28 protein-coding genes and 1 pseudogene are annotated in these 24,064 nt (G+C 62.1%); 17 read left to right on the top strand and 12 right to left on the bottom strand.

Going from position 1 to position 24,064, the window contains the following annotated elements; genetic code table 11:
* Positions 1-136: 136 nt before the first annotated feature.
* Positions 137-586, bottom strand: coding sequence for a GatB/YqeY domain-containing protein (locus CO676_RS07230; protein WP_097520090.1), 450 nt, complete (start codon positions 584-586; stop codon positions 137-139).
* 326 nt (positions 587-912) lie between these two features.
* Here CO676_RS07230 and carA point away from each other — a divergent pair, with 326 nt between their 5' ends.
* Entirely contained in the window at positions 913-2,118 is a 1,206-nt protein-coding gene (gene carA / locus CO676_RS07225) for a glutamine-hydrolyzing carbamoyl-phosphate synthase small subunit (RefSeq protein ID WP_014765310.1), read from the top strand.
* An 81-nt stretch (positions 2,119-2,199) separates the two neighbouring features.
* On the opposite strand, the gene CO676_RS07220 is transcribed toward carA, so the two are convergent.
* On the bottom strand, positions 2,200-3,090 hold the full coding sequence (locus tag CO676_RS07220; protein WP_097520339.1) for a LysR substrate-binding domain-containing protein: 891 nt from the start codon (positions 3,088-3,090) through the stop codon (positions 2,200-2,202).
* 116 nt (positions 3,091-3,206) lie between these two features.
* Here CO676_RS07220 and CO676_RS07215 point away from each other — a divergent pair, with 116 nt between their 5' ends.
* Both CO676_RS07215 and CO676_RS07210 read left to right on the top strand, forming a co-directional pair.
* A complete protein-coding gene (locus CO676_RS07215) occupies positions 3,207-3,965 on the top strand; it encodes an SDR family oxidoreductase (protein WP_014765312.1) in 759 nt (252 codons plus the stop codon).
* Between the two features lie 21 nt (positions 3,966-3,986).
* A pseudogene (locus CO676_RS07210) lies at positions 3,987-4,860 on the top strand (NAD(P)-binding domain-containing protein).
* 117 nt (positions 4,861-4,977) lie between these two features.
* Here the strand turns inward: CO676_RS07210 and CO676_RS07205 are convergent.
* The gene (locus tag CO676_RS07205) at positions 4,978-6,180 is read right to left on the bottom strand and encodes a pyridoxal phosphate-dependent aminotransferase (RefSeq protein ID WP_097520089.1); all 1,203 of its coding nucleotides are present in this window, start codon (positions 6,178-6,180) and stop codon (positions 4,978-4,980) included.
* A 459-nt stretch (positions 6,181-6,639) separates the two neighbouring features.
* Between CO676_RS07205 and CO676_RS07200 the strand changes: the two genes are divergently transcribed.
* The 3 genes from CO676_RS07200 to CO676_RS07190 all read left to right on the top strand — a co-directional run bounded on the left by CO676_RS07200 (position 6,640) and on the right by CO676_RS07190 (position 8,588).
* The gene (locus tag CO676_RS07200; RefSeq protein ID WP_041414547.1) at positions 6,640-7,032 is read left to right on the top strand and encodes a hypothetical protein; all 393 of its coding nucleotides are present in this window, start codon (positions 6,640-6,642) and stop codon (positions 7,030-7,032) included.
* On the top strand, positions 7,022-7,222 hold the full coding sequence (locus CO676_RS07195) for a hypothetical protein (RefSeq protein WP_097520088.1): 201 nt from the start codon (positions 7,022-7,024) through the stop codon (positions 7,220-7,222). Before CO676_RS07200 ends, CO676_RS07195 begins: the two co-directional genes overlap by 11 nt.
* Before the next feature lie 232 nt (positions 7,223-7,454).
* On the top strand, positions 7,455-8,588 hold the full coding sequence (locus tag CO676_RS07190) for a PQQ-dependent sugar dehydrogenase (RefSeq protein ID WP_245424281.1): 1,134 nt from the start codon (positions 7,455-7,457) through the stop codon (positions 8,586-8,588).
* A 9-nt stretch (positions 8,589-8,597) separates the two neighbouring features.
* Here the strand turns inward: CO676_RS07190 and CO676_RS07185 are convergent, their stop codons facing one another.
* The gene (locus CO676_RS07185) at positions 8,598-9,026 is read right to left on the bottom strand and encodes a hypothetical protein (RefSeq protein ID WP_179875433.1); all 429 of its coding nucleotides are present in this window, start codon (positions 9,024-9,026) and stop codon (positions 8,598-8,600) included.
* 162 nt (positions 9,027-9,188) lie between these two features.
* On the opposite strand from CO676_RS07185, the gene CO676_RS07180 reads away from it, so the two are divergent.
* The 3 genes from CO676_RS07180 to CO676_RS07170 all read left to right on the top strand — a co-directional run bounded on the left by CO676_RS07180 (position 9,189) and on the right by CO676_RS07170 (position 11,556).
* On the top strand, positions 9,189-10,091 hold the full coding sequence (locus CO676_RS07180) for a DMT family transporter (protein ID WP_097520335.1): 903 nt from the start codon (positions 9,189-9,191) through the stop codon (positions 10,089-10,091).
* 672 nt (positions 10,092-10,763) lie between these two features.
* Positions 10,764-10,979 carry a cold-shock protein gene (locus CO676_RS07175; RefSeq protein WP_014765320.1) on the top strand — a complete coding sequence of 72 codons (216 nt, stop codon included), beginning with the start codon at positions 10,764-10,766 and terminating at the stop codon, positions 10,977-10,979.
* Between the two features lie 148 nt (positions 10,980-11,127).
* Positions 11,128-11,556: a BA14K family protein gene (locus CO676_RS07170; RefSeq protein ID WP_097520086.1), complete on the top strand. Its 429-nt coding sequence runs from the start codon at positions 11,128-11,130 to the stop codon at positions 11,554-11,556.
* An 81-nt stretch (positions 11,557-11,637) separates the two neighbouring features.
* Here CO676_RS07170 and CO676_RS07165 read toward each other — a convergent pair whose 3' ends face one another.
* Together CO676_RS07165 and CO676_RS35150 are read right to left on the bottom strand one after the other, a co-directional pair.
* A complete protein-coding gene (locus tag CO676_RS07165) occupies positions 11,638-12,279 on the bottom strand; it encodes an MBL fold metallo-hydrolase (RefSeq protein WP_041415530.1) in 642 nt (213 codons plus the stop codon).
* 91 nt (positions 12,280-12,370) lie between these two features.
* Entirely contained in the window at positions 12,371-12,532 is a 162-nt protein-coding gene (locus CO676_RS35150) for a hypothetical protein (RefSeq protein ID WP_097520085.1), read from the bottom strand.
* 221 nt (positions 12,533-12,753) lie between these two features.
* On the opposite strand from CO676_RS35150, the gene CO676_RS07155 reads away from it, so the two are divergent.
* The 4 genes from CO676_RS07155 to CO676_RS07140 all read left to right on the top strand — a co-directional run bounded on the left by CO676_RS07155 (position 12,754) and on the right by CO676_RS07140 (position 16,480).
* Positions 12,754-13,377 carry a DUF1236 domain-containing protein gene (locus CO676_RS07155; RefSeq protein WP_097520084.1) on the top strand — a complete coding sequence of 208 codons (624 nt, stop codon included), beginning with the start codon at positions 12,754-12,756 and terminating at the stop codon, positions 13,375-13,377.
* A gap of 272 nt (positions 13,378-13,649) precedes the next feature.
* Positions 13,650-14,096 (top strand): MarR family transcriptional regulator, encoded by a 447-nt coding sequence (locus tag CO676_RS07150; protein WP_048657428.1) that lies wholly within the window; start codon positions 13,650-13,652, stop codon positions 14,094-14,096.
* A gap of 203 nt (positions 14,097-14,299) precedes the next feature.
* Complete coding sequence (locus CO676_RS07145; protein WP_014765326.1) at positions 14,300-15,001, top strand: response regulator transcription factor; 702 nt, start codon at positions 14,300-14,302, stop codon at positions 14,999-15,001.
* 96 nt (positions 15,002-15,097) lie between these two features.
* Complete coding sequence (locus CO676_RS07140) at positions 15,098-16,480, top strand: ATP-binding protein (protein WP_014765327.1); 1,383 nt, start codon at positions 15,098-15,100, stop codon at positions 16,478-16,480.
* 13 nt (positions 16,481-16,493) lie between these two features.
* On the opposite strand, the gene CO676_RS07135 is transcribed toward CO676_RS07140, so the two are convergent.
* The 6 genes from CO676_RS07135 to CO676_RS07115 all read right to left on the bottom strand — a co-directional run bounded on the left by CO676_RS07135 (position 16,494) and on the right by CO676_RS07115 (position 19,665).
* Positions 16,494-16,907, bottom strand: a complete 414-nt coding sequence (locus CO676_RS07135; RefSeq protein ID WP_223843365.1) for a protein-tyrosine phosphatase family protein — start codon at positions 16,905-16,907, stop codon at positions 16,494-16,496.
* Positions 16,904-17,056, bottom strand: a complete 153-nt coding sequence (locus tag CO676_RS35945; RefSeq protein ID WP_223843366.1) for a hypothetical protein — start codon at positions 17,054-17,056, stop codon at positions 16,904-16,906. Before CO676_RS35945 ends, CO676_RS07135 begins: the two co-directional genes overlap by 4 nt.
* Positions 17,057-17,062: 6 nt before the next feature.
* Positions 17,063-17,404 (bottom strand): tRNA-binding protein, encoded by a 342-nt coding sequence (locus CO676_RS07130; RefSeq protein ID WP_014765329.1) that lies wholly within the window; start codon positions 17,402-17,404, stop codon positions 17,063-17,065.
* A 162-nt stretch (positions 17,405-17,566) separates the two neighbouring features.
* Positions 17,567-18,385, bottom strand: coding sequence for a pyrroline-5-carboxylate reductase (proC, locus tag CO676_RS07125; RefSeq protein ID WP_014765330.1), 819 nt, complete (start codon positions 18,383-18,385; stop codon positions 17,567-17,569).
* A 1-nt stretch (position 18,386) separates the two neighbouring features.
* Positions 18,387-18,887, bottom strand: coding sequence for a YbjN domain-containing protein (locus tag CO676_RS07120; protein ID WP_014765331.1), 501 nt, complete (start codon positions 18,885-18,887; stop codon positions 18,387-18,389).
* 490 nt (positions 18,888-19,377) lie between these two features.
* The gene (locus CO676_RS07115; protein ID WP_041415533.1) at positions 19,378-19,665 is read right to left on the bottom strand and encodes an accessory factor UbiK family protein; all 288 of its coding nucleotides are present in this window, start codon (positions 19,663-19,665) and stop codon (positions 19,378-19,380) included.
* Positions 19,666-19,847: 182 nt separating this feature from the next.
* On the opposite strand from CO676_RS07115, the gene lgt reads away from it, so the two are divergent.
* The 4 genes from lgt to CO676_RS07095 all read left to right on the top strand — a co-directional run bounded on the left by lgt (position 19,848) and on the right by CO676_RS07095 (position 23,972).
* The gene (gene lgt, locus CO676_RS07110; protein WP_097520083.1) at positions 19,848-20,693 is read left to right on the top strand and encodes a prolipoprotein diacylglyceryl transferase; all 846 of its coding nucleotides are present in this window, start codon (positions 19,848-19,850) and stop codon (positions 20,691-20,693) included.
* Positions 20,694-20,705: 12 nt separating this feature from the next.
* Positions 20,706-21,809 carry a class I SAM-dependent methyltransferase gene (locus CO676_RS07105; RefSeq protein WP_097520082.1) on the top strand — a complete coding sequence of 368 codons (1,104 nt, stop codon included), beginning with the start codon at positions 20,706-20,708 and terminating at the stop codon, positions 21,807-21,809.
* 215 nt (positions 21,810-22,024) lie between these two features.
* Entirely contained in the window at positions 22,025-22,819 is a 795-nt protein-coding gene (gene pgeF / locus CO676_RS07100) for a peptidoglycan editing factor PgeF (RefSeq protein ID WP_097520081.1), read from the top strand.
* Position 22,820: 1 nt separating this feature from the next.
* A complete protein-coding gene (locus CO676_RS07095) occupies positions 22,821-23,972 on the top strand; it encodes a Xaa-Pro peptidase family protein (protein ID WP_097520080.1) in 1,152 nt (383 codons plus the stop codon).
* Positions 23,973-24,064 lie beyond the last annotated feature (92 nt).

Below are 24,064 nucleotides of genomic sequence, written 5' to 3'. Positions count from 1 at the left end.
CCTCTGGCCAGCTTCCATATAAGCGGCATGGCTGGAGGAAGCCACAGTCCCCTTTGGTATTGCCCGCAATTCACAGGGAGCCATCGAGGGACGGCTGAACGAATGCAGCGCGCCCTCAAGGATCGCGCGCAATGGGCTATTTCAACAGTTCCTTGAGGATGCTGGAAGCCTTGGCGAAATCCATCTGGCCGGGATAGCGCTCCTTCAGCACGTTCATGCACTTGCCCATATCACGCAAGCCCTGGGCACCGGTTTCCTGGATGATCGCGACGCAGAGCTCCCGAATCTTCTCCTCCGAAAACTGCTCGGGCAGGAATGCGTTGATGATGGCGATTTCCTGCCGCTCCTGCTCTGCGAGTTCCGGGCGGCCGCCCTGGTCGTAGATGCGGGCCGATTCCTCGCGTTGCTTGATCATCTTGGCGAGGATCTGCATGATTTCATCATCGCTTGCCGGATCCTTGCCCTGACCGCGATGGGCAATGTCGCGGTCCTTGATGGCCGCCTGGATCAGCCGAACGGTCGAGGTCCGCCGGGCATCCCTGGCTTTCAGAGCTTCCTTAAGGGCGTTTGCGAATTGCTCGCGCATATCTTTACTCCGTCCCGAAGCCGGCCCCGGCTGCCAGCGTCCGGACCAGTTCGATTGCCTCGTTGTTGTCGTCGTCTTAAACCAGTGCGGCAGGTACAATCAAACCGAATGCGCAACCGGTTGAATTTTAAGGAACTTTATTTCCCGACAATTCACGGCGGCCGGTTGACCCGATGAGAGCCTTTGTTTATTTTCCGGCACCTGCACGAACATCGGCATGAACCACTTTCTCGCGGGGCTTCCGCGCGCCATGCCGCATGCAATTTGAATGGGGCTGAACCGACCGGCTTTAAAGCCGCGCCGTCCGCCGCAACGGGATAGGAACGATGACCGCGACACCCGCATGGACAATCCAGAAACCCACCGCCCTGCTCGTTCTGGCCGACGGCACGGTAATCGAAGGCAAGGGCATCGGCGCAACCGGCAAGGTCCAGGCCGAGGTCTGCTTCAACACGGCGCTGACCGGGTATCAGGAAATCCTGACGGATCCTTCCTATCTCGGCCAGATCGTCACCTTCACCTTCCCGCATATCGGCAATATCGGCGCCAATGATGAGGACATCGAGGATCTGACGCCAGCGGCCCGACACGGCGCCGTAGGGGTCATCTTCAAGGCAGACATCACCGATCCTTCCAACTATCGCGCCGCCAAGCACCTCGACGCCTGGCTGAAGGCGCGCGGCGTCATCGGGCTTTGCGGCATCGATACGCGGGCGCTGACCGCCTGGATCCGCGAGAACGGCATGCCGAACGCCGTCATCGCCCATGATCCGGCCGGCGTCTTCGACATCGAGACGCTGAAGGCGGAAGCAAAAGCCTGGGGCGGCCTCGAGGGACTCGATCTTGCCAAGGTTGCGACCTCAGGCCAGTCCTATCGCTGGACCGAGAAGCCCTGGGTGTGGAACGAAGGTCACTCGACACTCGGCGAAACCGAAGCCGCCTATCACGTCGTGGCGCTCGACTACGGCGTCAAGCGCAACATCCTGCGCCTTTTCGCCGGCCTCGATTGCCGGGTCACGGTCGTTCCGGCCGAGACGAGCGCTGAGGAAGTCCTGGCCTTGAAACCGGACGGTATCTTCCTTTCGAACGGCCCGGGCGACCCGGCCGCCACCGGCGAATACGCGGTGCCGGTGATCAAGAACCTGCTGAAAAGCGACATACCGGTCTTCGGGATCTGCCTCGGTCACCAGATGCTGGCGCTGGCGCTCGGCGCCAAGACCGAGAAGATGCATCAGGGCCACCACGGCGCCAATCATCCGGTCAAGGACCACACGACCGGCAAGGTCGAAATCGTCTCGATGAACCACGGCTTCGCGGTCGATTCGAAGTCGCTGCCGGAAGGCGTTGAAGAGACTCACGTTTCGCTCTTCGACGGCACCAATTGCGGCCTGCGCGTCAACGGCAAATCGGTTTTCTCGGTCCAGCACCACCCGGAAGCCTCGCCCGGGCCACAGGACAGTCACTATCTCTTCCGTCGCTTCCTGAACCTCATCCGCGAGAAGAAGGGCGAACCGGCGTTGGCTGAGCGCTGAGCGCACGGTTCCCGAATTGTCATGAAGGGCCCGCCGCGTGTGCGGGCCTTCTGCTTTGTAATATGGCCTAGCAGCCGCATGTCAGCCCTCGCCGAGGCGAGCCGCCAGGAAATCCACGGTCGCGCGCACCGACGGTAGTTGGCCGCGCCTATGCGGCATCAGGATGGTCGTCATCACTTTGCCCGCAGTCCATTCCGGCAGGATTCGGACCAGCGCGCCGCTTGCGATCTCATCCTGGCAAAGCTTGCCGGGCAAGGTGGTAATGCCGAGCCCCGCCATAGCCGCTTCGCGCAGGACGCGGGACTCGTCCGCCACGAAACGTGGCTTTGGTGAAACCTCCACACTCGCCCCATCGGCGTGCTCCATTACCCAGCCGTCCGACGTAAGCGACGTCATCAGGCCGTCGTGCTGTGCCAGATCCGCGGGCCCCAGGGGCATTCCCCGCTGGTGTAAATAGACAGATGCGGCGACAAGCATTTTCGCTTGCGATCCGACGCGGCGCTGGACGAGGCCCGAATCCGGAAGCGGCGCGAAGTGGTCGCGAACGGCAAGGTCAAAGCCTTCCTGAACAATGTCGACGAAGCGGTCGGTCGCGTGCAGGATCACGCGCAGCTTCGGATAGGCGAGCGCGAGTTCGGGCAGCAGCGGCGCCAGCGAGAGCTGAGCCGTCGGTACCGAAGCGGTGATCCTGACCGCACCGCTCGGCTCGGCGAGCCGCCCCTTCACGATATTCTCTGCAGCCTCCGCTTCGATCAGCATCGCTGCCGCATGGCGATAGAAATCCTCGCCCGTCTCGGTCACCGAGAAGCGGCGCGATGTCCGATTGATGAGGCGGACGCCAAGGTCCTGTTCGAGGATGGCTAGCCGCTTGCTGAGCGTCGATTTCGGCAGATTGAGCGCCCGCGCCGCCGGGGCAAAGCCTTTATGGTCGACCACGTGGACAAAGAAGGTGAAGTCGTTCAGGTTCGCCATGATCTCTCTATCGTCTGCATATGTGAACGATAGGTCCACATTTTCCCGTCTAGCATAAAGTCGTCCACGAATGCACCTCTACCTCATCGTCTGTTTTGAACGAAGAGGAAGACATCATGACAATCTACCAAGGCAAAAAGGCCGTCGTGATCGGCGGCACGCATGGCATGGGGCTGGCGACCGTCACGCGTCTCGTCGATGGCGGCGCGGACGTGCTCTTGACCGGACGCAACGAGGACAACCTGGCAAGGATCAAGCAGGAGTTCGGCGCACGCGTGCATGCGCTGCGTTCCGATATCGCCGATCTCAACGACATCACCGTGCTCGGCGCGATGGCCGGCCAAAAGCTGGGCGCCATCGATCTGCTGCACGTCAATGCCGGCATCTCGGAACTGGAGACATTCGACAAGGTAAGCGAGGCGTCCTACGACCGTCAGTTTGCGGTCAACACCAGGGGCGCCTTCTTCACCGTGCAGCGGTTGGCACCGCTGATCCGCGAAGGTGGCTCGATTGTGTTTACGTCATCGGTCGCCGATGAGGGCGGTCACCCCGGCATGAGCGTCTACAGCGCCACCAAGGCGGCACTCGTCTCCTTCGCTTCCGTGCTAGCGGCCGAGCTTCTGCCGCGCCGCATCCGCGTCAACACGGTCAGTCCCGGCTTCGTCGACACCCCGACCAAGGGTGTGGCGGGCTTGAGCGACGCCGAGCGCGCCGAGTTCAAGGCGCTCGGCGACAGCGTGACGCCGATGAGGCGCAATGGCACTGCCGACGAAGTGGCACGCGCCGTTCTGTTCCTCGCCTTCGAGGCCACCTTCACCACCGGGGCAAAGCTCGCCGTCGATGGCGGCCTTGGCCAGAAGCTTTCCGTCGCCTGAGACGATGTCAAGGAGTAACCCATGAGCAGAATTTCCACCCTCGGCACCGGCGCGATGGGCTCCGCGCTTGCCGCAAACCCTCATGCGAAACGGTCATTCGGTAACGGTCTGGAACCGCACGCCAGCGCGGGCCGAGCCGCTCACAGCGGCCGGCGCAAGCATTGCGGCAAGCCCGGCGGACGCTGTGGCCGAAGCCGATCTTGTGATTCTTTGCGTCGTCGACTACGCCGCCGCCAGGGCAGTCCTGGAGGAGGCAGAGGGCGCACTCGCTGGCCGCGACCTGGTCAATCTCACCAATGGCACTCCGCGCGATGCGCAGGAACTGGCGGCTTGGGCGACGGCGAAGGGTGCTGCCTATCTCGACGGCGGCATCATGGCGATCCCGCCGATGATCGGCGAGGCCGGAGCCTTGATCCTTTACAGCGGCTCGACCGCTCTTTTCGAGCGGCACAAGCCGTCGCTGATCGCGCTCGCCGAAGGCCGCTATCTCGGCGGGGATCCGGGCCGCGCGGCGCTCTATGACCTCGCGCTTCTGTCTGGCATGTACGGCCTCTTCTCGGGCTTCCTGCATGCCGCTGCACTGGTGGCAAGCAGCGGCGACAGGATGACCGATTTTCTAGCGCTTCTCCTGCCATGGCTCGAGGCGATGAGCGGCACCCTCCCCGACCTGGCCGACAAGATCGACAGCGGCCTGCACGACCGCAACGTCGTCTCCAACCTGGCGATGCAGACGGTCGCCCTCGAAAATATTGTCCGCGCGAGCGGCGAACAAGACGTCGCGCCTGACTTCATCGACGTCATGCGAAGGCTTGCTACCAGCCGGGTCGACCAAGGGCATGGCGACGACGACATCTCCGCAGTGGTCGAACTGATCAGGAGGCGGGAATTAGTGTAGACTCAATAAGATAGGGCTTCTTCCTGAATCGACTTGGGCAATTGCCGAATCGATTTCTGAGCATGAAAAAGCCCGCCGGGAACGGCGGGCTTGACGTGTGTTGCTTTGTTCGCGCCGTTACTTGCAGGCGGCGCAGAAACGCTGGATTCGGCGGCAAGCCTCTTCGAGGAGTTCCTCGGAGGTCGCATAGGAGATGCGGAAGTTCGGGCCTAGACCGAAGGCCGAACCGTGCACCACCGCAACGCCTTCCACTTCCAGAAGCTCGGAGACGAAGTCCTCGTCGGTCTCGATGACCTTTCCCGACGGGGCGGTCTTGCCGATCAGCCCGGCGCAGGAGGGATAGACGTAGAAGGCACCTTCCGGCGTCGGGCAGGAAATGCCCTTGGCCTGGTTCAGCATGGAGACGACAAGATCGCGCCGACCCTGGAAGATCTCCTTGTTGCGTGGGATGAAATCCTGCGAGCCGTTCAGCGCCTCCACAGCGGCCCATTGCGCGATCGAGGTGGCGCCCGAGGTCTGCTGTCCCTGGATCATGTCCATCGCCTTGATGAGTTGCAAGGGGCCGGCGGCATAGCCGATGCGCCAGCCGGTCATCGCATAGGCTTTGGAGACGCCGTTCATCGTCAAGGTGCGGTCGTAGAGGCCGGGCTCGACCTCGACCGGCGTTGCGAACTTGAAGTCGCCATAGGTCAGGTGCTCGTACATGTCATCGGTCAGCACCCAGACATGCGGATGTTTCATCAGCACATCCGTCAGCGCCTTGAGTTCGTCATGCGAATAGGCAGCGCCCGAGGGGTTTGATGGCGAGTTGAAGACGAACCACTTGGTCTTCGGCGTGATCGTCTTCTCGAGATCCGCGGCCTTGAGCTTGAAGTTGTTTTCCTGCGTCGCCGAAACGAACACCGGCGTGCCACCGCACAGCGCCACCATCTCCGGATAAGAGACCCAGTAGGGAGCCGGGATCACGACTTCATCGCCCGGGTTAAGGGTCGCCATAAAGGCGTTGAAAAGAATCTGCTTTCCGCCGGTGCCGACGATCGTCTGCGCGGCGGTGTAATCGAGATTGTTCTCGCGCTTGAACTTCTTCGCGATCGCCTCGCGCAGTTCCGGAATGCCGGAGACCGGCGTGTACTTCGTTTCGCCGCGATTGATCGCGTCGATCGCCGCCTTCTTGATGTTGTCCGGCGTGTCGAAATCCGGCTCCCCGGCTCCGAGGCCGATGACGTCGCGGCCTTTCGCCTTCAACTCGCGGGCTTTCTGCGAAACGGCAATGGTGGCGGAGGGCTTTACACGAGAAAGGGCATCGGCAAGGAAGGCCATGGTGTGAGGTCCTGATCGTTTCGAAACGGGGCGTGAGGCGCTACGGAACGGAGGATCGGGCTCCATAGCGGTTAGGTCTATGTCGAAAGACGCATGGCCTTGCAAGCGTTCGACGCAGAAAAACGGCGGCCAGGCCGTGCAAAATGCGTCACCATGACAAAGTTTCATCAATACGATCACGAGCTTCGATGGAAGGCGGGCACCTGTCCGTTCACGCAGGCTCCCAGCCTGGGGTAATTTCGCCTCGCCGGGGTTCCCGCGGCCCAACGCGAAGGGTTTCCGCCCGCAGCATCGTCGACACCCTTTATCTCGGAAATCCCGCGATCCTCACGCGTTTACCCACCGCCCTTGTTTCGCCACAATAACTGTCGCAGAGCGCCCCAATTCCGTCCCGCAAGAGCCGATATCCAGGCGTCTTCTCATCTGACGCGAAATGCACTGGCATCGTGGGGGTGTGCTATGTTTCTCGATGACGAAATCGCTTCGACGCGAACGGGCCGTAACGAGGCGCGCTGGGGATTTTTTCTCGCGCTTGCGGCGCTCGCAGTCTGCATGGTGATGATCTTCGGTCTGGTGGTCGAGACGGCGGCCCAGGCGGCCGAGGGCAAGTTCGAACAATCCGCTGGCGCCGACGCGAAGTTTGCGATGCTGATCGTTGCCGACCCTGCCCCGGCTGCCCCCACCGCACGGGCGGGTCTTGATCAACCGCAGACGAGGACGGAAGCTGGCCGGCAGATGCTCGCCGGAGCGACGCTGCTTGCAGCGGCGCTCACGGCCGCCACCACTTTCGTCGTCGGGCGTCGCCAGATCGCCGCGTTCAGCAGGGCGAGAAGCAGACGCCATGGCCGATAACGGAAACGATCTGCCTGAGCAGCGCGCCGGTTTCCTTGCCCGGTTGTCGGCCACCGAGACGATCATCGTGGCGATCATCGCCATGATTGCCCTTGCGGGCCTGTTGCTGGTCGGCAAAGGCTTTTACATGAAGGCCAAGGCTGAGCTCTTCGCCGCGGAGAAGCACGCGGCGAGGAATGTGGTCGGTTAGGACCAACAGGCGTTGGACGTCACGCGCACGCCGCTCACACCCACGATAAAGCCGTTTTGATCGGATTTGACTTGAAGCGGAGGCGGCTGCGCACCAGTTTCTCCCCAATCGATTTATGAGCAGCCAAGCCTGGCTGAGCAGGCTTGCCGGCCGAGCATAGGAGCGCCGAATCGCAATGCGGCCCGTGCGTTGGACAAAAACCAAGTCGAGCGAGAGCCGCGCGGCATTCATCATGGCCGTTCTGCCTCTGGCCACCGCGTTATTCCTGTCCGCCGCTCTCCCTGCCGCTGCACAACAGGCTCGGGAATTCCAGGCACAGACGGGGACGGTCTTCGTCGAGACACTCGCGGGCGGGCTTCAGTATCCCTGGGCGGTCGAAGTCATGCCTGACGGCGCGCTGATCGTGACCGAGCGGCCAGGACGCCTCCGCATCCTCCGCGACGGCAAGCTCTCGCCCGCGATCAAAGGTGTTCCGGACGTCGCCGAGCATGGCCAGGGTGGGCTGCTCGACGTCGCACTCGACCCGCAGTTTTCTACGAACCGCGCCCTTTACCTCACCCTGTCGGCGCGCGGCGACGGCGGTTACGGCACCGTTCTCGTGCGCGCGACGCTCTCCGACGACGAGCAGAGGCTGACGGACGCGAAGGAAATCTTCCGGATGAACCGGTTCACGCAGGGCGGCCAGCATTTTGGCTCGCGCATCGCCATCGACCGCGATGGCAGCCTTTTCTTCGGCATCGGCGACCGAGGCGATCGTGATCGGGCCCAGGACCCGCGTGACCATGCCGGCGCAATCCTGCATATCAATGCGGATGGCTCCATCCCGGCTTCCAACCCCTATCGCGGCGGTACCGAAGGCCGAGCCGAGATCTGGTCCAAAGGACACCGCAACCCCCAGGGCATCACCTTCGATCCGGCAGACGGCAAGCTCCTGACGGTCGAGCATGGGTCGCGCGGCGGCGATGAGGTGAACAATCCACAGCCGGGCAAGAATTATGGTTGGCCGGTGATCACCTACGGAAAAGACTATTCCGGCGCGGAGATCGGCGAAGGCACCGCCAAGGAGGGAATGGAGCAGCCTCTCTATCACTGGGATCCCTCAATCGCCCCCGGCGCGATCGCGGTCTATCGCGGCAATATGTTTCCCGAATGGAACGGCAACCTGCTGATCGCCGCGCTGAAATACCAGTTGCTGGCGCGGCTCGAGCGTGACGACACCGGGGCGATCACTTCCGAGGAACGGCTGTTCGACGGCGAATTCGGCCGCATCCGCGATGTGATCGTCGCACCGGACGGCGCGCTGCTCATGGTGACCGACGAGCCTAATGGCGTCGTTCTGCGGGTCTCGAAGGCGCCGACCCAATGAAGTCCTACTTCAGAGCGACGACCTGATTTCCTTTCGGAACACGAACTTCAACCCGGACCACACCGCGTCCACCGCACAGACCTTCACGTCGATGAGGCCGAGCGGCAGGAATATCTCCCGAAGGGCATCCTCGGTAAGCGTGGTGGCAACGCCGGAAGCGCGTTTCGGCCAGGATATCCAGAGCATCCCACCGGGCCTCAGCCGGTCGGCCAAGGCGGCCGCCTGCGCCTCTAGCCTAGACCTCTCGGTATTGAAGCTATGAATATAATCGAAGCGACGCGACGCCGCACCCTCGATCGCCGTGGCGAGGTAGGTGAATCCAGGAAAAGCGGCAATCTCCTGCAGATGGGGCGGCACATCGAGAAGCAGCGCCACCTGCCCGTCGCGCAGGCCGAGCTTCTTCTCGAGCGGCGTGCCGGAGTAGCCCGCTAGGCTCATATTCGCCACCGATCCGATCGACACGCCACATTCCATTCCGCGCTTCGGACAGCGACGATGAGACTTGCCCGACAAAAACGCAACTGGTAGAGCGGCGGTGCAATCACGGGGCGAAGCTGCTTTGTATTGCTTTCCGTCCATTCGCTCGCCCCGGAGCCTTCCGTGACTCGCATCCAGGCCAATCTGTTCCTGCTGTTTTCCGGCGCGATCTGGGGAGCCGGCTTCGTCGCCCAGTCGACGGCGATGGCGGCAATCGGTCCGCTCTGGTTCATCGGCCTGCGGTTCGCGATCGCCACGCTCGTGGCGCTGCCGCTGGCGCTTATCGAGACCCGGCGGGCCACATCGCCGCTGCCGCGCGGAGCGATGCGCAATTTCATCTTTATCGGGCTGGCGCTGTTTGGCGGCGCATTGACGCAACAGTTCGGGCTGCTCACCACCACTGTCACCAATTCCGGCTTCCTGACCGGGCTTTACGTTATCTTCGTCCCTGCCCTTACGGTCGTCTTTCTGCGTCGACGGCCGCACTGGATCATCTGGCCAGCTGCGCTGATGGCAAGTTTCGGCATCTTTCTCTTGAGCGGCGGCACTTTGTCGGGATTGAACGGCGGAGATCTGCTGACGATCGTCTGCGCCTTCTTCTGGGCGATCCAAGTCCTGCTGATCGGAATCTTCGCCGCGGGCACGGGGCGGCCGATGCTCCTGTCGATGACGCAATTTGCCGTCTGCGCCGTCTTGGGGAGCCTGCTCGCTGTTGCCTTCGAGCCGTTGAGTCTCGACGTCATCGAGGCCGCCCTGCCCCAGATTCTCTATGCTGGGGTGTTTTCGAGCGGCATCGCCTTCATCTGCCAGGTGGTCGGCCAGCGCTATACGACGGCACCGCAGGCAGCAATCTTGCTGTCCAGCGAGGCGCTGTTCGCGGCGCTTTTCGGCGTCCTGCTGCTGGACGAGGTCATCACCCCTATCGGCTATCTCGGCTGCGTCGTCATCTTCGCAGCGATGCTGGTCGTCGAGCTCGTGCCGGAGCTCACTAAGCGGCGGCGTGAGGCGGCAGAAGCCGCCGCTTGACTTACAAGAATTAGCTACACAGGCAACCGAGCTGGACTTACTATATTACTTATTACTGTTCACAGCCACTCTACTCTGCCCCAAAACGGATCAGCACGGCGCGCAGGCGAGCAATGGCCAATGTTCTTTGTATTTTTTCTGCAAATTCCTACAGCCACTTTAGCACCGGTCGGCTTTGCTCGAAGGATGAGATTTATCAGAGGGTTGCGACTCGGATCTCGGACTGCCCAACATAGAGGCATGTTCGACAGCGACAGAAATTGGCGCAAAAGATCCACGACCTCAAAACGGCCCACCAAAAAGCTGTGGATTCAACAGCTTGCAGCGCGTCAGGAATGTCCTCCGCCAAGCGGCGAATTGACCTGTTTTTGAGCAATGAGAAGTCTCAATACCTCGGCGGAAAAGTTTTGCTTGCCAAGTCAAAATAAACTGATCACTCTTACTGTGTTCGGGCAATTTGCGAACGCGGGAAGATCTTGAAATAAATGCGAGCCGGAGACGCAAGCCACTCCGGGCGAAAAACCGGGGGAGGGCTATTTTTGCCATCCTTCCAAAGGTTAGTCGCGATAACAGGACCCTTTCCTCAATTGTCGAGAACTGCCTGCCCCACGCCCTTCTGGGCAAAACTGTAATGCCACCCCTCGACCGGGTGGAGAGAAAAGGACCTGACGCATGGCCGAGACTGGCATTGTAAAATTCTTCAACACCGACAAGGGCTTTGGCTTCATCAAGCCTGAAAATGGTGGCGCAGACATCTTTGTACATATTTCAGCCGTGCAGGCCTCCGGCCTGAACGGACTGAGCGAAAACCAGAAAGTATCCTTCGACACCGAGCCGGATCGCCGCGGCAAGGGCCCGAAGGCCGTCAACCTGCAGATCGTCGGCTAACGCCGCTCTCTGTCACTCATTCAGTTTGCAACCCGGCATTTTTGCCGGGTTTTTTCGTTCAGGCTCCGTTCAGTTTTGGCCATATAGGGTCTGTTCATCATGAAAGCCGGGCCTTCAGTCCGGCTCCCCATGCACAGGATTGAAGCCCATGAACAATTTCCTCAAAGCAGCCGTTCTTTCTGTCGCCGCCGCCGCTCTGGTTCTCCCGACCTTCGGCACTGCCCAGGCAGGCGATCACGATGATGCGTGGGCGGCAGGCGCAGTCGGCCTGGTGACAGGAACGCTTATCGGCGGCGCGATCGCCTCGCAGCCCCGCTACAGTGAACGGGTCTATATCGATCCGGAGCCCGAATACTACGAGCCGCGCCCGGTTTACCAGCCCCGCCCGGTTTACCAGCCCCGCCCGGTCTACCGGGCCCGCCCGGCCTATCGTCAGGTTGTCGTCGATAGCTACGATCTCGAGCCCTGGACCCCGGCCTGGTACCGTTATTGCTCGCAGCGCTACCGTTCCTTCGATGCGGAGAGCGGCACCTTTGTCGGCTATGACGGCCGCAGCCATTTCTGCACGGCCGGCTGATCACAGCCGCTCAAAACCGATGAAAACCTCGCGCCTCGCTCGAGTCGCGGGGTTTTTATTTCCTGCAAGCAACACCCGCCCTCAGAGCCCGCGCAGATAGGGGTTGGTGCGGCGCTCCTCGCCGATCCGGCCGCCCGGTCCGTGGCCGCAGATGAAGCCGACATCGTCCCCGAGCGGCAGAATCTTGTCGCGAATGGAATCGAGAAGCTGCTGATGGTCGCCCCCGGGCAGGTCGGTGCGACCGATCGAGCCGTGAAATAGCACGTCGCCGACATGGGCGAAATTCTGCGCGCGGTTGAAATAGACCACATGACCCGGCGCGTGCCCAGGGCAGTGCAGTACCTCGAAGACGTGATCGCCGAAGGAGACTGTGTCTCCGTCTTCCAACCATTGATCCGGCAGCATGTTCTGCACCTTCATCGCCAGGCCGAACCGCTCCGCCTGTCCCTCCAGCCGTTCCAGCAGCGGCCGGTCGTCCTCGTGCGGTCCAATGATCTTAAGCCCGAGCGCTTCCTTCAATTCCTTGGCGCCGCCGGCATGATCGATATGGCCGTGCGTTAGCCAGATCGCCTTCAGCGTGATGCCGTTTTCGCGGATCGTCTGCAGGATCAAGTCGACATCTCCGCCGGGATCGACGATCACGCCCTCCTTGGTCTCGCTGTCGAACAGCACCGTGCAATTCTGTTGAAAATGCGTAACCGGGATGATGCCCGCCTGTAACATGCCGATCATGCCTCGTTGTTGCAATCAGGCGGGAGTATGCCGCCATCACTGCGCCACCTATAGCGAGATGTCGGGGCAGAATCAGCGCAAATCAGCGAAGCGCGACAATTTCGGGTGTTCCCGCTTCGGTTGGAAATTTCACCGTGGTGAGCAACAGGGTGGAAACGGCGAGCTTCGCCGCCACGACAACAAGGACCAGCGGACGCAGCCGCCGGGCGGTAAGCTTGGCCTCGTCAACAGTCTCATACTGCATTTCCGGCCTCCCGGTTGATGACGCCCTTTGTTCAGGGATCGAAACTTCGTCCGTTCCTCGGTGGCTGAGGGTGATCTCTGTTACAGCGAGGCACTCCACCGTCGGCCCAAGCAACGCTCGGCGACGGCAATATGTTTCATGTTCACATTTCCTGATGTCACGCCGGGAACATCCGGGGCGTACGGGGCGTTTGGCCCGCATCATAGAAGAGGAGCAAGACAATGAAGACCCTCTCCCCCCACCTGATCAGAACGGTCGCGGCAGCGGGTTTGATCCTCGCTGGAGGCGTTTCGGCCGCCGCTGCGGCGATGAGCGCGACGGCAGTGACCGATCTCAATGTGCGCGCCGGTCCCGGCCCGCAATATCCGATCGTCGGCCTAGCGGCGCGCGGCAGCACGACCGTGCTCGAAGGCTGCATCGAAGGCAGCCTGTGGTGCCGCGTCAATGTCGGCGGCGTCAGCGGCTGGGCCTATGCCAAGTATCTCGCAGCCGACCAGAGCGGTTCCACGGTGGTGATTTCCGAGCGCCGCGCCGAGCTTGGCGTTCCGGCCGTCACCTACGAGGCGACCGGCAGCACGGTGGTCACTCCGGCCGAGCCGCTCGAGCTGATCGGCCCGGTCGAGGAGGTCGATGCCATTACCCCGCCTCCGGCAGTAAACACCTACATTACCTCCAACCCCGTCGACCCGGTCTATCTCGAAGGCGAGGTGGTTCTTGGCGCCACATTGCCGAACACCGTGGCCGTCCGGCAGATCCCGGACTACAACTACGAGTATGTTATGGTGAACGGGCAACCTGTCCTTGTGGAACCCTCCACGCGGCGGATTGTCTACATCTATCGCTAACGCCCGATCTCTCGATGACTTGCTGTCGCAGCGCGTGACAAAACGCGCTGCGAGGCTATTCCGCAGCAGCCTTTCCTGCCTTCCAACTTAGTCCCTCAACAATACAGGCGCCCCGTCCTATCCTGCCCGCCAGCGCAGCACCGATGATTCGACCTCATCCGGTAGAATTGTGTCAACAAAGCTGACATATCTTCCTATATATGTCGCGAGGTGCAATCTGCCTGAAAGGAAATGACTGCGTGGCCGGCCAAACCAGGGATAACAGCCAGTACATGACCGATGTCACTAAGGATGAAGACGCGATCGATTTCGAGATTATAGAGTTGCTGTTCTTTGCCTATCGCGACTTCACCGGCGATCCGGACGCCATTCTCGAAACGAGCGGCTTCGGACGCGCGCACCACCGCGTCGTGCACTTCGTCAATCGGGAACCGGGCATGACCGTGGCCGACCTCCTCGATACGCTGAAGATCACCAAGCAGAGCCTCGCCCGCGTCCTCAAGCAATTGATCGACTCGGGCTATATTCGCCAGGTGACCGGTCCGGAGGACAGGCGCCAACGCATGCTTTATACGACGAAAGAGGGCCAGGCATTGGCGAGGGCGCTTGCGGAGCCACAGTCCCGCCGCATAGCGGATGCATTGGCGAAGACGGGTCCCGGCGCGCGCGAAATCGTGAAGCGGTTTCTCGTCAACATGAAGAACAGCGACGCGGACTGATGCCGGGAGGCTCCGCCTTCGAATTTATTAGGATAAGCGGATAAACCCCTGGAATCAGGGAATGGGGCGACCGCTGCGCATCTGCTTCAATGCGCGGTCACTCAAATTTGGGAGGAGGACCCGCTTGTGATCCGGATCGGTTCGGTCCGATCTCGGCGCGGTCGAGGGGAAATAGGCTCTGCCGAGAACAAGGGTTGCCAAGGATGATAGCCAAAGCGAAAGTGGCCGATGACGCGGCGCATCTTCTGATCGTGGATGACGACCGGCGCATTCGCGACCTGCTCAACCGCTTTCTGATCGAACAGGGATTTCGCGTGACCACGGCGGCCGATGCCGGCGAAGCGAGGCGAAAGCTCATCGGACTCGATTTCGACCTTATGATCGTCGACGTGATGATGCCCGGCGAAAGCGGTATCTCGCTCACTCAGAACCTGCGACAGATCAAGACCGTGCCGATCATCATGCTGACGGCCCTCGCCGAGGCGAATTCCCGCATCGAGGGCCTCGAGGCGGGCGCCGACGACTACCTGCCGAAACCTTTCGAGCCGCGCGAGCTCGTGCTCAGGATCAACAACATATTGCGCCGAAACCAGCCGACCCAGGCGCCGAAGGTGGATCAGGTCATCTTCGGCCCCTATACGTTTTCGGTGGTGCGCAAGGAGCTTCGCCGCGGTGCCGAGCACATCCGGCTGACCGATCGCGAACAGGAGATCATGACCCTGTTTTCGCAGCGCGCCGGCGAAACCATTCCTCGGCACGAATTGATCGGCGACGACGCGGAGGTCGGCGAGCGGACGATCGACGTGCAGATCAACCGGCTGAGGCGCAAGATCGAGGATGACCCCTCCAACCCGGTCTGGCTGCAGACGGTGCGCGGCATCGGCTATCGATTGAGTGTCGACTAGACTAAGACTAGAAACCGCGGGCGGGCGGGAAATCCGCTTCACAGCATTCGCCATCCCGCTTTAACATACGATGTCCCGGTAACGACGCAGACGACGATGGTAAGCCTTGACAGCCTCAGGCGCGCAAGATCGAACAGCGCCGACAGCGCCTGGAAGCGCTTCAGCCGCTGGCTGCGTCGCCGCCTGCCGATGGGCCTTTACGCCCGGTCGCTGCTGATCGTCGTCATCCCGATGGTGCTGCTGCAGTCGGTTGTCGCCTTCGTCTTCATGGAGCGGCACTGGCAGCTCGTCACGCAGCGTCTGTCGGCCGCGGTCACCAACGACATCGCGGCAATCGTCGACCTGATCACGACCTTTCCGCAAGACGGCGACATAGACCAGATCGTCCGAATCGCCCGTGACGAGCTCGACCTCAACATCGCCGTCGAACCGGGCGGAGACTTGCCGCCGCCCCGGCCCAAGCCCTTCTTCGAGATTCTTGACCAGATCCTCAGCGAAGAGATTTCGAACCAGATCCGCCGCCCCTTCTGGATCGATACGGTCGGCAACTCGAAGATCGTCGAGATCCGCATCAAGCTCGAGGACGGCCGCATCCTCCGCGTCTATGCGCGGCGCAATCAGGCCTATGCGTCGAATACGCATATCTTTCTCGTCTGGATGGTCGGCGCATCGCTTGTCCTGCTGGCGATCGCGATCCTTTTCCTGCGCGGACAGATCCGTCCGATCCTCGCGCTCGCCAACGCTGCGGAGAGCTTCGGCAAGGGACAGAAGATCGATGACTTCGCCCCGCGCGGCGCCGACGAGATCCGCCGCGCCGGCCTCGCCTTCATCCTGATGCGCGAACGCATCGAACGCCAGATCGAACAGCGCACCGCCATGCTGACCGGTGTCAGCCACGATTTGCGCACGATCTTGACGCGCTTCAAGCTGCAGCTCGCGCTCGCCGGCGACAATCCGGACCTCGACAGCTTCAACCAGGACGTCGAGGACATGCAGAACATGCTGGAGGGCTATCTCGCCTTTGCCCGCGGCGAAGCGGAAGAAGATGTCGGGCAGTTGAGGCTCAGCGACCTGATGGCCCGCCTCTCGGCAGAGGCCGAGCTTTACGGCAAGACGCTGTCCACCGCGATCGAAGGAGAGGACAACATTCGTGTCCGGCCGAACGCCTTCACGCGTCTCGTGGCCAATCTGGCGTCGAACGCCTATCGCTATGCCGACGCGGTGCGGATTGAGGCACGCCATACCTCCAAATGGCTGACAATCACCGTCGATGATGATGGTCCCGGCATTCCGGAACATTCGCGGGAGGATGTCTTCAAGCCTTTCTTCCGACTGGACGAGGCCCGCAATCTCGACAGTTCCGGCACTGGCCTCGGGCTGGCCATTGCTCGCGACATCGCCCGAAGCCACGGCGGCAACGTCACCCTCGGCGACAGCCCGCTCGGCGGGCTGCGGGCCACAGTGCGCGTCCCGACGTGAGTTTTCGAAACCGCTATCGCGAATAGGTCGAGGTTAGACCACGCCGTTCGTTGAAGCGCCGCCACGCCTCGATCCGGCGCGGATAACGCGTGCGCATGGCATCGAGCGGCGCGAGCAGCCTGCCCTGCCGCCCCAGAGACGTGTCGAGGATTTCGACGATGCGGCGGTTAGGCCAAGGCTTGCGCGTGATGGCCAGGAGCGCCACGAAGGCCTCTTCCTCCCTGCCCGCACCCAGCTGATGCGCGATCAGGCCGTAGGCGAAGGCCGTCGACCGGCTGACGCCGGCGTGGCAATGGACGAGAATCCGGCTGGACCGGTCATCCGCAACGACTCGCATGACTCCGAAGATCTCCTGGACGCGATCGGGAAAGTGCTGCGTCGCGCCGGCATTTTCCTGGTCGCGAAGCCGCACGACGCGATGGCTCACCCATCGAGGATCGGCACGTCCCCTTCCGGTAGTTCCGGATCGAGCAGCGAAAGCACATGGCTCGCACGCCATTCCCGCGCTGCCTCCGCCGCCCGCCAAAGGCAGGACACCTTGATGCGCTCCGAAATCGCTTGAGCCTCACCTGTCATATCGCATCACATCAATTTTCGGCCGTTCGGTACCGGCTTGTCGGTCGCAGCAAGCACGATCGCGCCCTCTTCGTCTGCAAAACCGAGGGTCAGGACTTCGGAGCGAACAGGGCCGATCTGGCGCGGCGGGAAGTTGACCACGCCCAGCACCTGCCGCCCGATAAGATCCTCCGGCTCGTAGTGCACGGTGATCTGGGCCGATGATTTTTTTATGCCGATCTCGGGGCCGAAATCGATCCTCAGCTTATAGGCAGGCTTTCGCGCCTCGGGAAAAGCTTCGGCCTCGATGATCGTGCCGACCCGGATATCGACACGTTCGAAATCGGAAAACTCAATGACGTCCGACATCACAGTCCCTTTGACAGAATTCTTGGCCCTTTAGATAAGATTTGGCCGCGTCCGGCTTAGCTCAGTTCGAGGGATTTCGGAAGCGCTCACGGAAGACAAGGTTACGCCTGCCCCTATGCGCTCGGCTCCCAGTGGGGGGAGAACTGTTCGGCGAGGCAGTCGCTAACCGGCCAGTTCCTCGGCGCGCTGGCGCGCTGCCGCGATGGCCTCGTCGAAGAGCGGCTGCATGCCGTCATCCGCCATCAGGATTGCGAGAGCTGCGGCCGTGGTACCGCCCGGCGACGTGACGTTCTGGCGCAGGCGTGCGGCGTCGTCGGGGGACTGGTGTAGGAGCTCACCAGCCCCCGCGACGGTTTCCCGAGCGAGCCGCATGGCAAGGTCCGCCTCGAGGCCGAGCTTTCGCCCAGCCTCCGCCATGCACTCGACGAGATAGAAGACGTAGGCCGGTCCGCTTCCGGAAAGTGCAGTCACTGTATCGATGTCTGCTTCGCTGGCAACCCATTCGACCGGTCCGCTGACCTTCAAGAGATCATGAACGAGCGCCCGTTGCTTTTCGGTCACGCGGGCGTTGGCAAAAGCGCCGGTCACGCCGCGGCCGATCATTGCCGGGGTGTTGGGCATGGCGCGCACGATCGCCGCTTTGCCGAGATGGCGCTCGATGAAACCTAGCGTCTTGCCGGCCGCAACGGAAACGATCACCGTGTCGGGACCGACGAGCGCCTTCAGCGGCGGGAGCACGGCGTCCATGACCTGCGGCTTGACGGCGAGAAAGATCGCACCCGCCGTTACGCCTTTGGGCGCAGCCGTCGCATGGGCCACCCCGTTGTCGGCGATCAGTTTCTCCATCGCCGAGGACGGGCCCGGATCGACGACGAGAACATCGCCCCCTCGCACGCCGCTCTTGATCCATCCGCCGAGCATGGCGCCGCCCATATTGCCGGCACCGACAAGGACGATAGGACCGGAAACGGCGATGCTCATCTCATGCCTCCCCAACGGTCGCAAACAGGACGGTATCGACGGCGCGCTGCGCGTCCATGCCTGACCAGACGACGAACTGGAACGCCTGGAAATAGGTTTCGCAGGCATCGAGCGCGCTCGACAAAAGCACTTCCACCTGCCGGTTCGTCGGCTCGGCGCCACCGGCAAGCAAGAGAGATTGCCGGAAGATGATGACCTCTTCTTGGCGCCAGAGGTCGAAATGTCCCATCAGGACCTGGCCGTTGATCTGGGAGAGCAGGCGGATCACCTCATTGACGCGGTTTTCCGGAACCTTGATGTCGAAGGCGCAGGCGAGATGCAGCGCCTCGAACTCCTCCATCCAGGAAAAGGAAACGTGATAGTCCGCCCACCGGCCTTCGACGGTCATGGCGATCTCGTCTTCGCCGGACCGCTCGAAGGACCAGTCATTGTTGGCGGCGACAAACTCGATCATATCGACCGGGTTGGATTGGCGCTCGACTTCCATTTCCAAAAGGCTCATGCATCACCCTAAAGGCACGGCGCGAGGCGCGCAGGATCACGTTCGCTCGACGCAACGCTGCAAGCCCAACACCGGATACCGACACTATGATTGCTGGACCTGCGGCTATCCTGGCTTACTTACCCTGCCCGGAGCTTGCGCTGCCCGTTTCGAATCATCATTTAAAATCAGTGTATAACGGCAGAGTCACCCTGCCAGCCCCCGAGCCGAAAAATTGCAGGGAAGAACTCTCGTCGCCTTAGGATTTTGATTCAGCGCGGATGCTTAAACGACTCTGCGATAAGGGTTTTTTGCCAGTGTCCACAGGTGGAAAACTTTTCAGCTTTCATTAACCCTGACGCCGAAGCAGTGGCGTGACTCAAACCACTGCTTCGAGAGTCGTTTGGCCACGGAAATCGCCGCATTCCGCAGCCGCCAGAGCCGCGCTTGCACGCAGCCCGAAGGCAGAATTCCAAATCGTTGCGGTCGGCCGAGGCGACCCCTCGCGTCTTTACTTGCCCGTGGTGATGTCGCCGGTCGCCGGCCCCGACTCGGCGAGGCGCGCTTCCAGCGCCACAATGCGGGCGAGCAGCGCGTCGTTTTCGTCGCGTGCCTTGGCAGCCATCTCCTTGACCGCCTCGAACTCCTCGCGCTTCACCACGTCCAGCGAATTCAGCCAGCCTTCGGCTTGCGCGCGAAAGGCAGTTTCGACCTCTTTCCGCACGCCCTGCGCCGCACCGGCAGCATCCGTCATCAACCTGGCAAGATCATCGAGAATGCGGTTCGCCCCTGTACTCATCGTCTTTGTCTCCGTTTCGCTCGCACCACATCCGCGAGCCTTGTCGTTTTCAGGTAGGGTCGTCGGGGCAAGGATGCAAGGAAAATAGGACCGTACGACATGAAGAGCGTACAGCGGCTTGACCCCGCTTGTTTCGGTCGTCATGTTCCGCCCGACTGATCGACCAGGCATGAGAGAAGACCTTGGAAACACTTGTTACCCGCCTTGCCATTCTCCCCTTCCCCGAAATCGATCCGGTGATCTTCACCATCGGGCCGCTCGCCGTGCACTGGTATGGCCTCGCCTATGTCGCCGGCATCCTGCTCGGCTGGTTCTACGCCCGGCGCATAGCCCAGAATTCTTCGCTTTGGCGCAACGATACGCCCCCTCTCAATATGGCGCAGCTCGATGATTTCCTGCTCTGGGCGGCCGGCGGTATCGTGCTTGGCGGGCGCCTCGGCTACATTCTTTTTTACGATCTCGGCTCGGTGCTGCAAAACCCGATCCGCGCCGTCGAGATCTGGAACGGCGGCATGTCCTTCCATGGCGGCCTTCTGGGCACCACGCTCGCGATCGTCCTGTTTGCCCGCAGAAATGCCATCCCCATCTGGAGCATGCTCGATGTCGTGGCGGCCGTCGCGCCGATCGGCCTCTTCTTCGGCCGCATCGCCAATTTCATCAACGGCGAGCTCTGGGGGCGGCTATCTTCCATGCCCTGGGCGGTCGTCTTCCCGACCGGCGGACCGTTTTCGCGCCACCCGAGCCAGCTTTACGAGGCCTTTCTCGAGGGCGTTCTGCTTCTCATTGTGCTTGCCTATCTCGTCTATCGCCGCAAAGCCCTGAAGGCGCCCGGCTTCGTCACCGGCATCTTTGTCTGCGGTTATGCCGCGAGCCGCATTTTCGTCGAATTCTTCCGCGAACCGGACGCGCAGATCGGCTATCTTGCCGGCGGTTGGCTGACCATGGGCATGGTGCTTTCGCTGCCGATGGCTCTGGCCGGAATTTGGGCCATGGCGCGGGCGCGCAAGGCGGCCGCCGCCGCGGCATAACTGGACTGATGCATGACGAACCCTCTCGCCGACAAGATCAAGGCGCTGATAAGGACCAACGGGCCGATCAGCGTCACCGATTATTTTTCCCTCTGCCTGGCTGATCCGCAGTATGGCTACTATCACGTTCGCGAGCCATTCGGACTGGCCGGCGACTTTACCACCGCGCCGGAGATCAGCCAGCTCTTCGGGGAGATGATCGGCATATTCCTGGTTCACGCCTGGCAGGAGCACGGCTCTCCGACACAGGCGATCATCGCCGAAATCGGCCCGGGCCGCGGCACGATGATGTCGGATGTCCTGCGTGTCGTCCGTCGCCTGGCGCCCGATCTCTACGCTGCAGCCGACATCCATCTCGTCGAAACCAGCGAAAGGCTGCGCAAGGTGCAGGCCGAAACGCTGACCGGCCACGAGGGCAAGACCCATTGGCATGGAAGCTTCGACAATTTGCCTCCCGGCTTCCTGCTTCTCGCCGCAAACGAGCTTTTCGACGCGATCCCCATTCGCCAATTCGTCCGAACCGCGCAAGGGTTTCGCGAACGCATGATCGGCCTCGATGCCGAAGACGAACTGACCTTTGCCGCCGGGGTCGCAGGCATCGATCCTTCCCTGCTGCCGACGCCGGCGCAATCGGTGGCCGAAGGCACCATCTTCGAGGCCGCTCCCGCGCGCGACGCAGTGATGGCAGCTGTTTGCGAGCGTCTCCGCGCGAACGGCGGCACCGCGATCCTCATCGACTACGGCCATCTCGCCACCGGCTACGGCGACACGCTGCAGGCCGTCCGCAATCACCAGTACGATCCTCCGCTTGCCAATCCGGGACGCGCCGATCTCACCAGCCATGTGGACTTCGAGCAACTGGCGCTGCGCGCCAAGGCGGAGGGCCTGCAGGTGAACGGCCTCGCCCACCAGGGGGACTTCCTGGTCGGCCTCGGCCTTCTGGACCGGGCGGCGGCGCTTGGTCGCGACAAGGACCTGGCGACGCAGGAAGCCATCCGCGACGCCGTCGAGCGGCTCGCCGGCGCCGGCGCCGGAAGGATGGGCGAACTGTTCAAGGTGCTGGTGGTCAGCAGTCCCGAAGTCGCCTTGGTGCCGTTCAGGAAAAAGGCGCGCTAGTACGCGAGGGACGCAATCTCCGCGCCGGTCCACACCCTTTCCTTGCGGTTCTCGAAAGCGAATGGCCGGCGAGGACAAGGGCGTCGCCTCGACGTTCCGCGATTGACAGTCCTGGCCTGCCGGGCCAACATCGCCCGGCAAATCAGCCGCAATCATCGGGCCGTGCGCGCCCTCAGGCCAACGAAACCAAGAAAATTCAAGGGCGAAAACACCGAATGCAGGACGACGCCTCGCTTTCACCCGTGCAGAGCCCGCTCTTCGGCGCCGAGGCGGGGCCGGAGATCGGCCATGGCTACTTCACCCGCCAAGGCGGCGTTTCGCAGGGCATCTATCGGGGCCTCAATGTCGGCCTCGGCTCCAATGACGATCGTGAGCGCGTCGCCGAGAACCGCGCCCGGGTCGCCCGCTGGTTCAATGCCGAGCCGCGACGTCTTGCAACGGTTCATCAGATTCATTCCCCCGATGCGATCATCGTCGACAATGGCTATGACGGCACGCGTCCGGATGCCGATGCGCTGGTGACGGCGACGCCGGGTATCGTGCTTGGGGTGCTGTCGGCCGATTGCGGTCCGGTGCTCTTCGCCGACCGCCAAGCCCGCGTCATCGGCGCCGCCCATGCCGGCTGGAAAGGAGCGCTCGGCGGTGTGCTGGAAAGCACGATCGCCGCGATGGTCTCGCTCGGCGCACGCCGGGAGCGCATTGTCGCCTGTCTCGGACCATCGATCAGCCGCCAGCATTATGAGGTCGGCCCCGAATTCGTCGAACGTTTCACGGCGGCCGATGACAGCTACGCATCCTTCTTCAGTCCGTCGGGCCGCAACGGTCATGCGATGTTCGACCTGCCCGGGCTGACGGTCCGGCGCCTCATGGACGCCGGTGTGACGGCGGAAAACCTCGACATCTGCACCTATGCCGATGAGGACCGCTTCTTCTCCTATCGCCGCACCACGCACCGGCAGGAGCCCGATTACGGGCGGCAGATATCCGCAATTTGCATACGGGAGGCTTGAGATGGCGCTTCACTTCGCCGAAGAGGAATATGCATCGCGCCTGGCACGGCTCACGGCCAGGATGCAGGAAGAAAGGCTCGATGCGATCCTTCTCTTTGCGCAGGAGAGCATGTACTGGCTGACCGGCTACGATACCTTCGGCTATTGCTTCTTCCAGACCCTCGTCGTCAAGCAGGACGGCTCTATGGTGCTGCTTACCCGATCGGCCGATCTGCGCCAGGCGCGCCACACGTCGAATATCGAGCGCATCGAGATCTGGGTGGATCGCGTCAACGCCGATCCGGCCATGGACCTCAAGAACCTCCTGAGCGAGCTCGACCTGCTCGGCTGCCGCATCGGGGTCGAGTACGACACGCATGGCATGACCGGCAAGACTGCGCGCCTTGTCGACAATCAGCTCTCGACCTTCGGCGAATTGGTCGACGCCTCGATGCTGGTGAGCCGCCTGCGCCTCCTCAAGAGCGCGGCGGAGATCACCCATGTCGAGAAGGCCGCAAGCCTTGCCGACGATTCGCTCGAGGCGGCGTTACCACTGATCCGCCCGGGCGGTAGCGAGGCCGACATCCTCGCCGCCATGCAGGGCGCCGTCTTTGCCGGCGGCGGCGACTACCCGGCCAATGAATTCATCATCGGTTCCGGCGCCGATGCGCTGCTCTGCCGTTACAAGGCCGGCCGGCGCACGCTCGATGCCAATGATCAGCTGACGCTCGAATGGGCGGGCGTCAGCGCCCACTATCACGCGGCAATGATGCGCACGATCGTGATCGGCGAACCGACCAATCGCCACCGCGAACTTTACAGCGCCTGCCGCGAGACGATCCAGGCGATCGAAATGGTGCTGAGGCCCGGCAATACCTTCGGCACGGTATTCGACGTCCATGCGAGGATCATGGACGAGCGCGGCCTCGCCCGCCATCGGCTGAATGCCTGCGGCTATTCGCTCGGCGCCCGCTTCTCGCCCTCGTGGATGGAGCACCAGATGTTCCATGTCGGCAACCCGCAGGAGATCGAGCCCGACATGTCGCTCTTCGTGCACATGATCATCATGGATTCCGACAGCGGAACGGCCATGACGCTCGGCCAGACCTATCTGACGACCACCGACAGCCCGCGGCCGCTGTCGCGCTATGGCCTGGACTTCATTTCTGCGTAAGGAAATCGTCCTATGCTTCCGGCGAGAAATGAGAGGAAGCGCGGCAGCCGGTCTTCCGGCCGCACGCGCCAACCAGTTCGAGCCAGACGGTG

The organism is Sinorhizobium sp. BJ1 (genome assembly GCF_002531555.1).
GTDB classification, from domain to species: domain Bacteria; phylum Pseudomonadota; class Alphaproteobacteria; order Rhizobiales; family Rhizobiaceae; genus Sinorhizobium; species Sinorhizobium fredii_B.
The sequence above is the reverse complement of the archived record's forward strand: the minus strand, read 5'-3'. Positions and strand labels throughout refer to the sequence as shown.

What these genes read in the sequence shown, in the direction of transcription:
- CO676_RS07230 (WP_097520090.1), bottom strand. Translation starts at nt 586, where the DNA reads ATGCGCGAGCAATTCGCAAACGCCCTTAAGGAAGCTCTGAAAGCCAGG.
- carA (WP_014765310.1), top strand. Translation starts at nt 913, where the DNA reads ATGACCGCGACACCCGCATGGACAATCCAGAAACCCACCGCCCTGCTC.
- CO676_RS07220 (WP_097520339.1), bottom strand. Translation starts at nt 3,090, where the DNA reads ATGGCGAACCTGAACGACTTCACCTTCTTTGTCCACGTGGTCGACCAT.
- CO676_RS07215 (WP_014765312.1), top strand. Translation starts at nt 3,207, where the DNA reads ATGACAATCTACCAAGGCAAAAAGGCCGTCGTGATCGGCGGCACGCAT.
- CO676_RS07205 (WP_097520089.1), bottom strand. Translation starts at nt 6,180, where the DNA reads ATGGCCTTCCTTGCCGATGCCCTTTCTCGTGTAAAGCCCTCCGCCACC.
- CO676_RS07200 (WP_041414547.1), top strand. Translation starts at nt 6,640, where the DNA reads ATGTTTCTCGATGACGAAATCGCTTCGACGCGAACGGGCCGTAACGAG.
- CO676_RS07195 (WP_097520088.1), top strand. Translation starts at nt 7,022, where the DNA reads ATGGCCGATAACGGAAACGATCTGCCTGAGCAGCGCGCCGGTTTCCTT.
- CO676_RS07190 (WP_245424281.1), top strand. Translation starts at nt 7,455, where the DNA reads ATGGCCGTTCTGCCTCTGGCCACCGCGTTATTCCTGTCCGCCGCTCTC.
- CO676_RS07185 (WP_179875433.1), bottom strand. Translation starts at nt 9,026, where the DNA reads ATGAGCCTAGCGGGCTACTCCGGCACGCCGCTCGAGAAGAAGCTCGGC.
- CO676_RS07175 (WP_014765320.1), top strand. Translation starts at nt 10,764, where the DNA reads ATGGCCGAGACTGGCATTGTAAAATTCTTCAACACCGACAAGGGCTTT.
- CO676_RS07170 (WP_097520086.1), top strand. Translation starts at nt 11,128, where the DNA reads ATGAACAATTTCCTCAAAGCAGCCGTTCTTTCTGTCGCCGCCGCCGCT.
- CO676_RS07165 (WP_041415530.1), bottom strand. Translation starts at nt 12,279, where the DNA reads ATGTTACAGGCGGGCATCATCCCGGTTACGCATTTTCAACAGAATTGC.
- CO676_RS35150 (WP_097520085.1), bottom strand. Translation starts at nt 12,532, where the DNA reads ATGCAGTATGAGACTGTTGACGAGGCCAAGCTTACCGCCCGGCGGCTG.
- CO676_RS07155 (WP_097520084.1), top strand. Translation starts at nt 12,754, where the DNA reads ATGAAGACCCTCTCCCCCCACCTGATCAGAACGGTCGCGGCAGCGGGT.
- CO676_RS07150 (WP_048657428.1), top strand. Translation starts at nt 13,650, where the DNA reads ATGACCGATGTCACTAAGGATGAAGACGCGATCGATTTCGAGATTATA.
- CO676_RS07145 (WP_014765326.1), top strand. Translation starts at nt 14,300, where the DNA reads ATGATAGCCAAAGCGAAAGTGGCCGATGACGCGGCGCATCTTCTGATC.
- CO676_RS07140 (WP_014765327.1), top strand. Translation starts at nt 15,098, where the DNA reads ATGGTAAGCCTTGACAGCCTCAGGCGCGCAAGATCGAACAGCGCCGAC.
- CO676_RS35945 (WP_223843366.1), bottom strand. Translation starts at nt 17,056, where the DNA reads ATGACAGGTGAGGCTCAAGCGATTTCGGAGCGCATCAAGGTGTCCTGC.
- CO676_RS07130 (WP_014765329.1), bottom strand. Translation starts at nt 17,404, where the DNA reads ATGTCGGACGTCATTGAGTTTTCCGATTTCGAACGTGTCGATATCCGG.
- proC (WP_014765330.1), bottom strand. Translation starts at nt 18,385, where the DNA reads ATGAGCATCGCCGTTTCCGGTCCTATCGTCCTTGTCGGTGCCGGCAAT.
- CO676_RS07120 (WP_014765331.1), bottom strand. Translation starts at nt 18,887, where the DNA reads ATGAGCCTTTTGGAAATGGAAGTCGAGCGCCAATCCAACCCGGTCGAT.
- CO676_RS07115 (WP_041415533.1), bottom strand. Translation starts at nt 19,665, where the DNA reads ATGAGTACAGGGGCGAACCGCATTCTCGATGATCTTGCCAGGTTGATG.
- CO676_RS07105 (WP_097520082.1), top strand. Translation starts at nt 20,706, where the DNA reads ATGACGAACCCTCTCGCCGACAAGATCAAGGCGCTGATAAGGACCAAC.
- pgeF (WP_097520081.1), top strand. Translation starts at nt 22,025, where the DNA reads ATGCAGGACGACGCCTCGCTTTCACCCGTGCAGAGCCCGCTCTTCGGC.
- CO676_RS07095 (WP_097520080.1), top strand. Translation starts at nt 22,821, where the DNA reads ATGGCGCTTCACTTCGCCGAAGAGGAATATGCATCGCGCCTGGCACGG.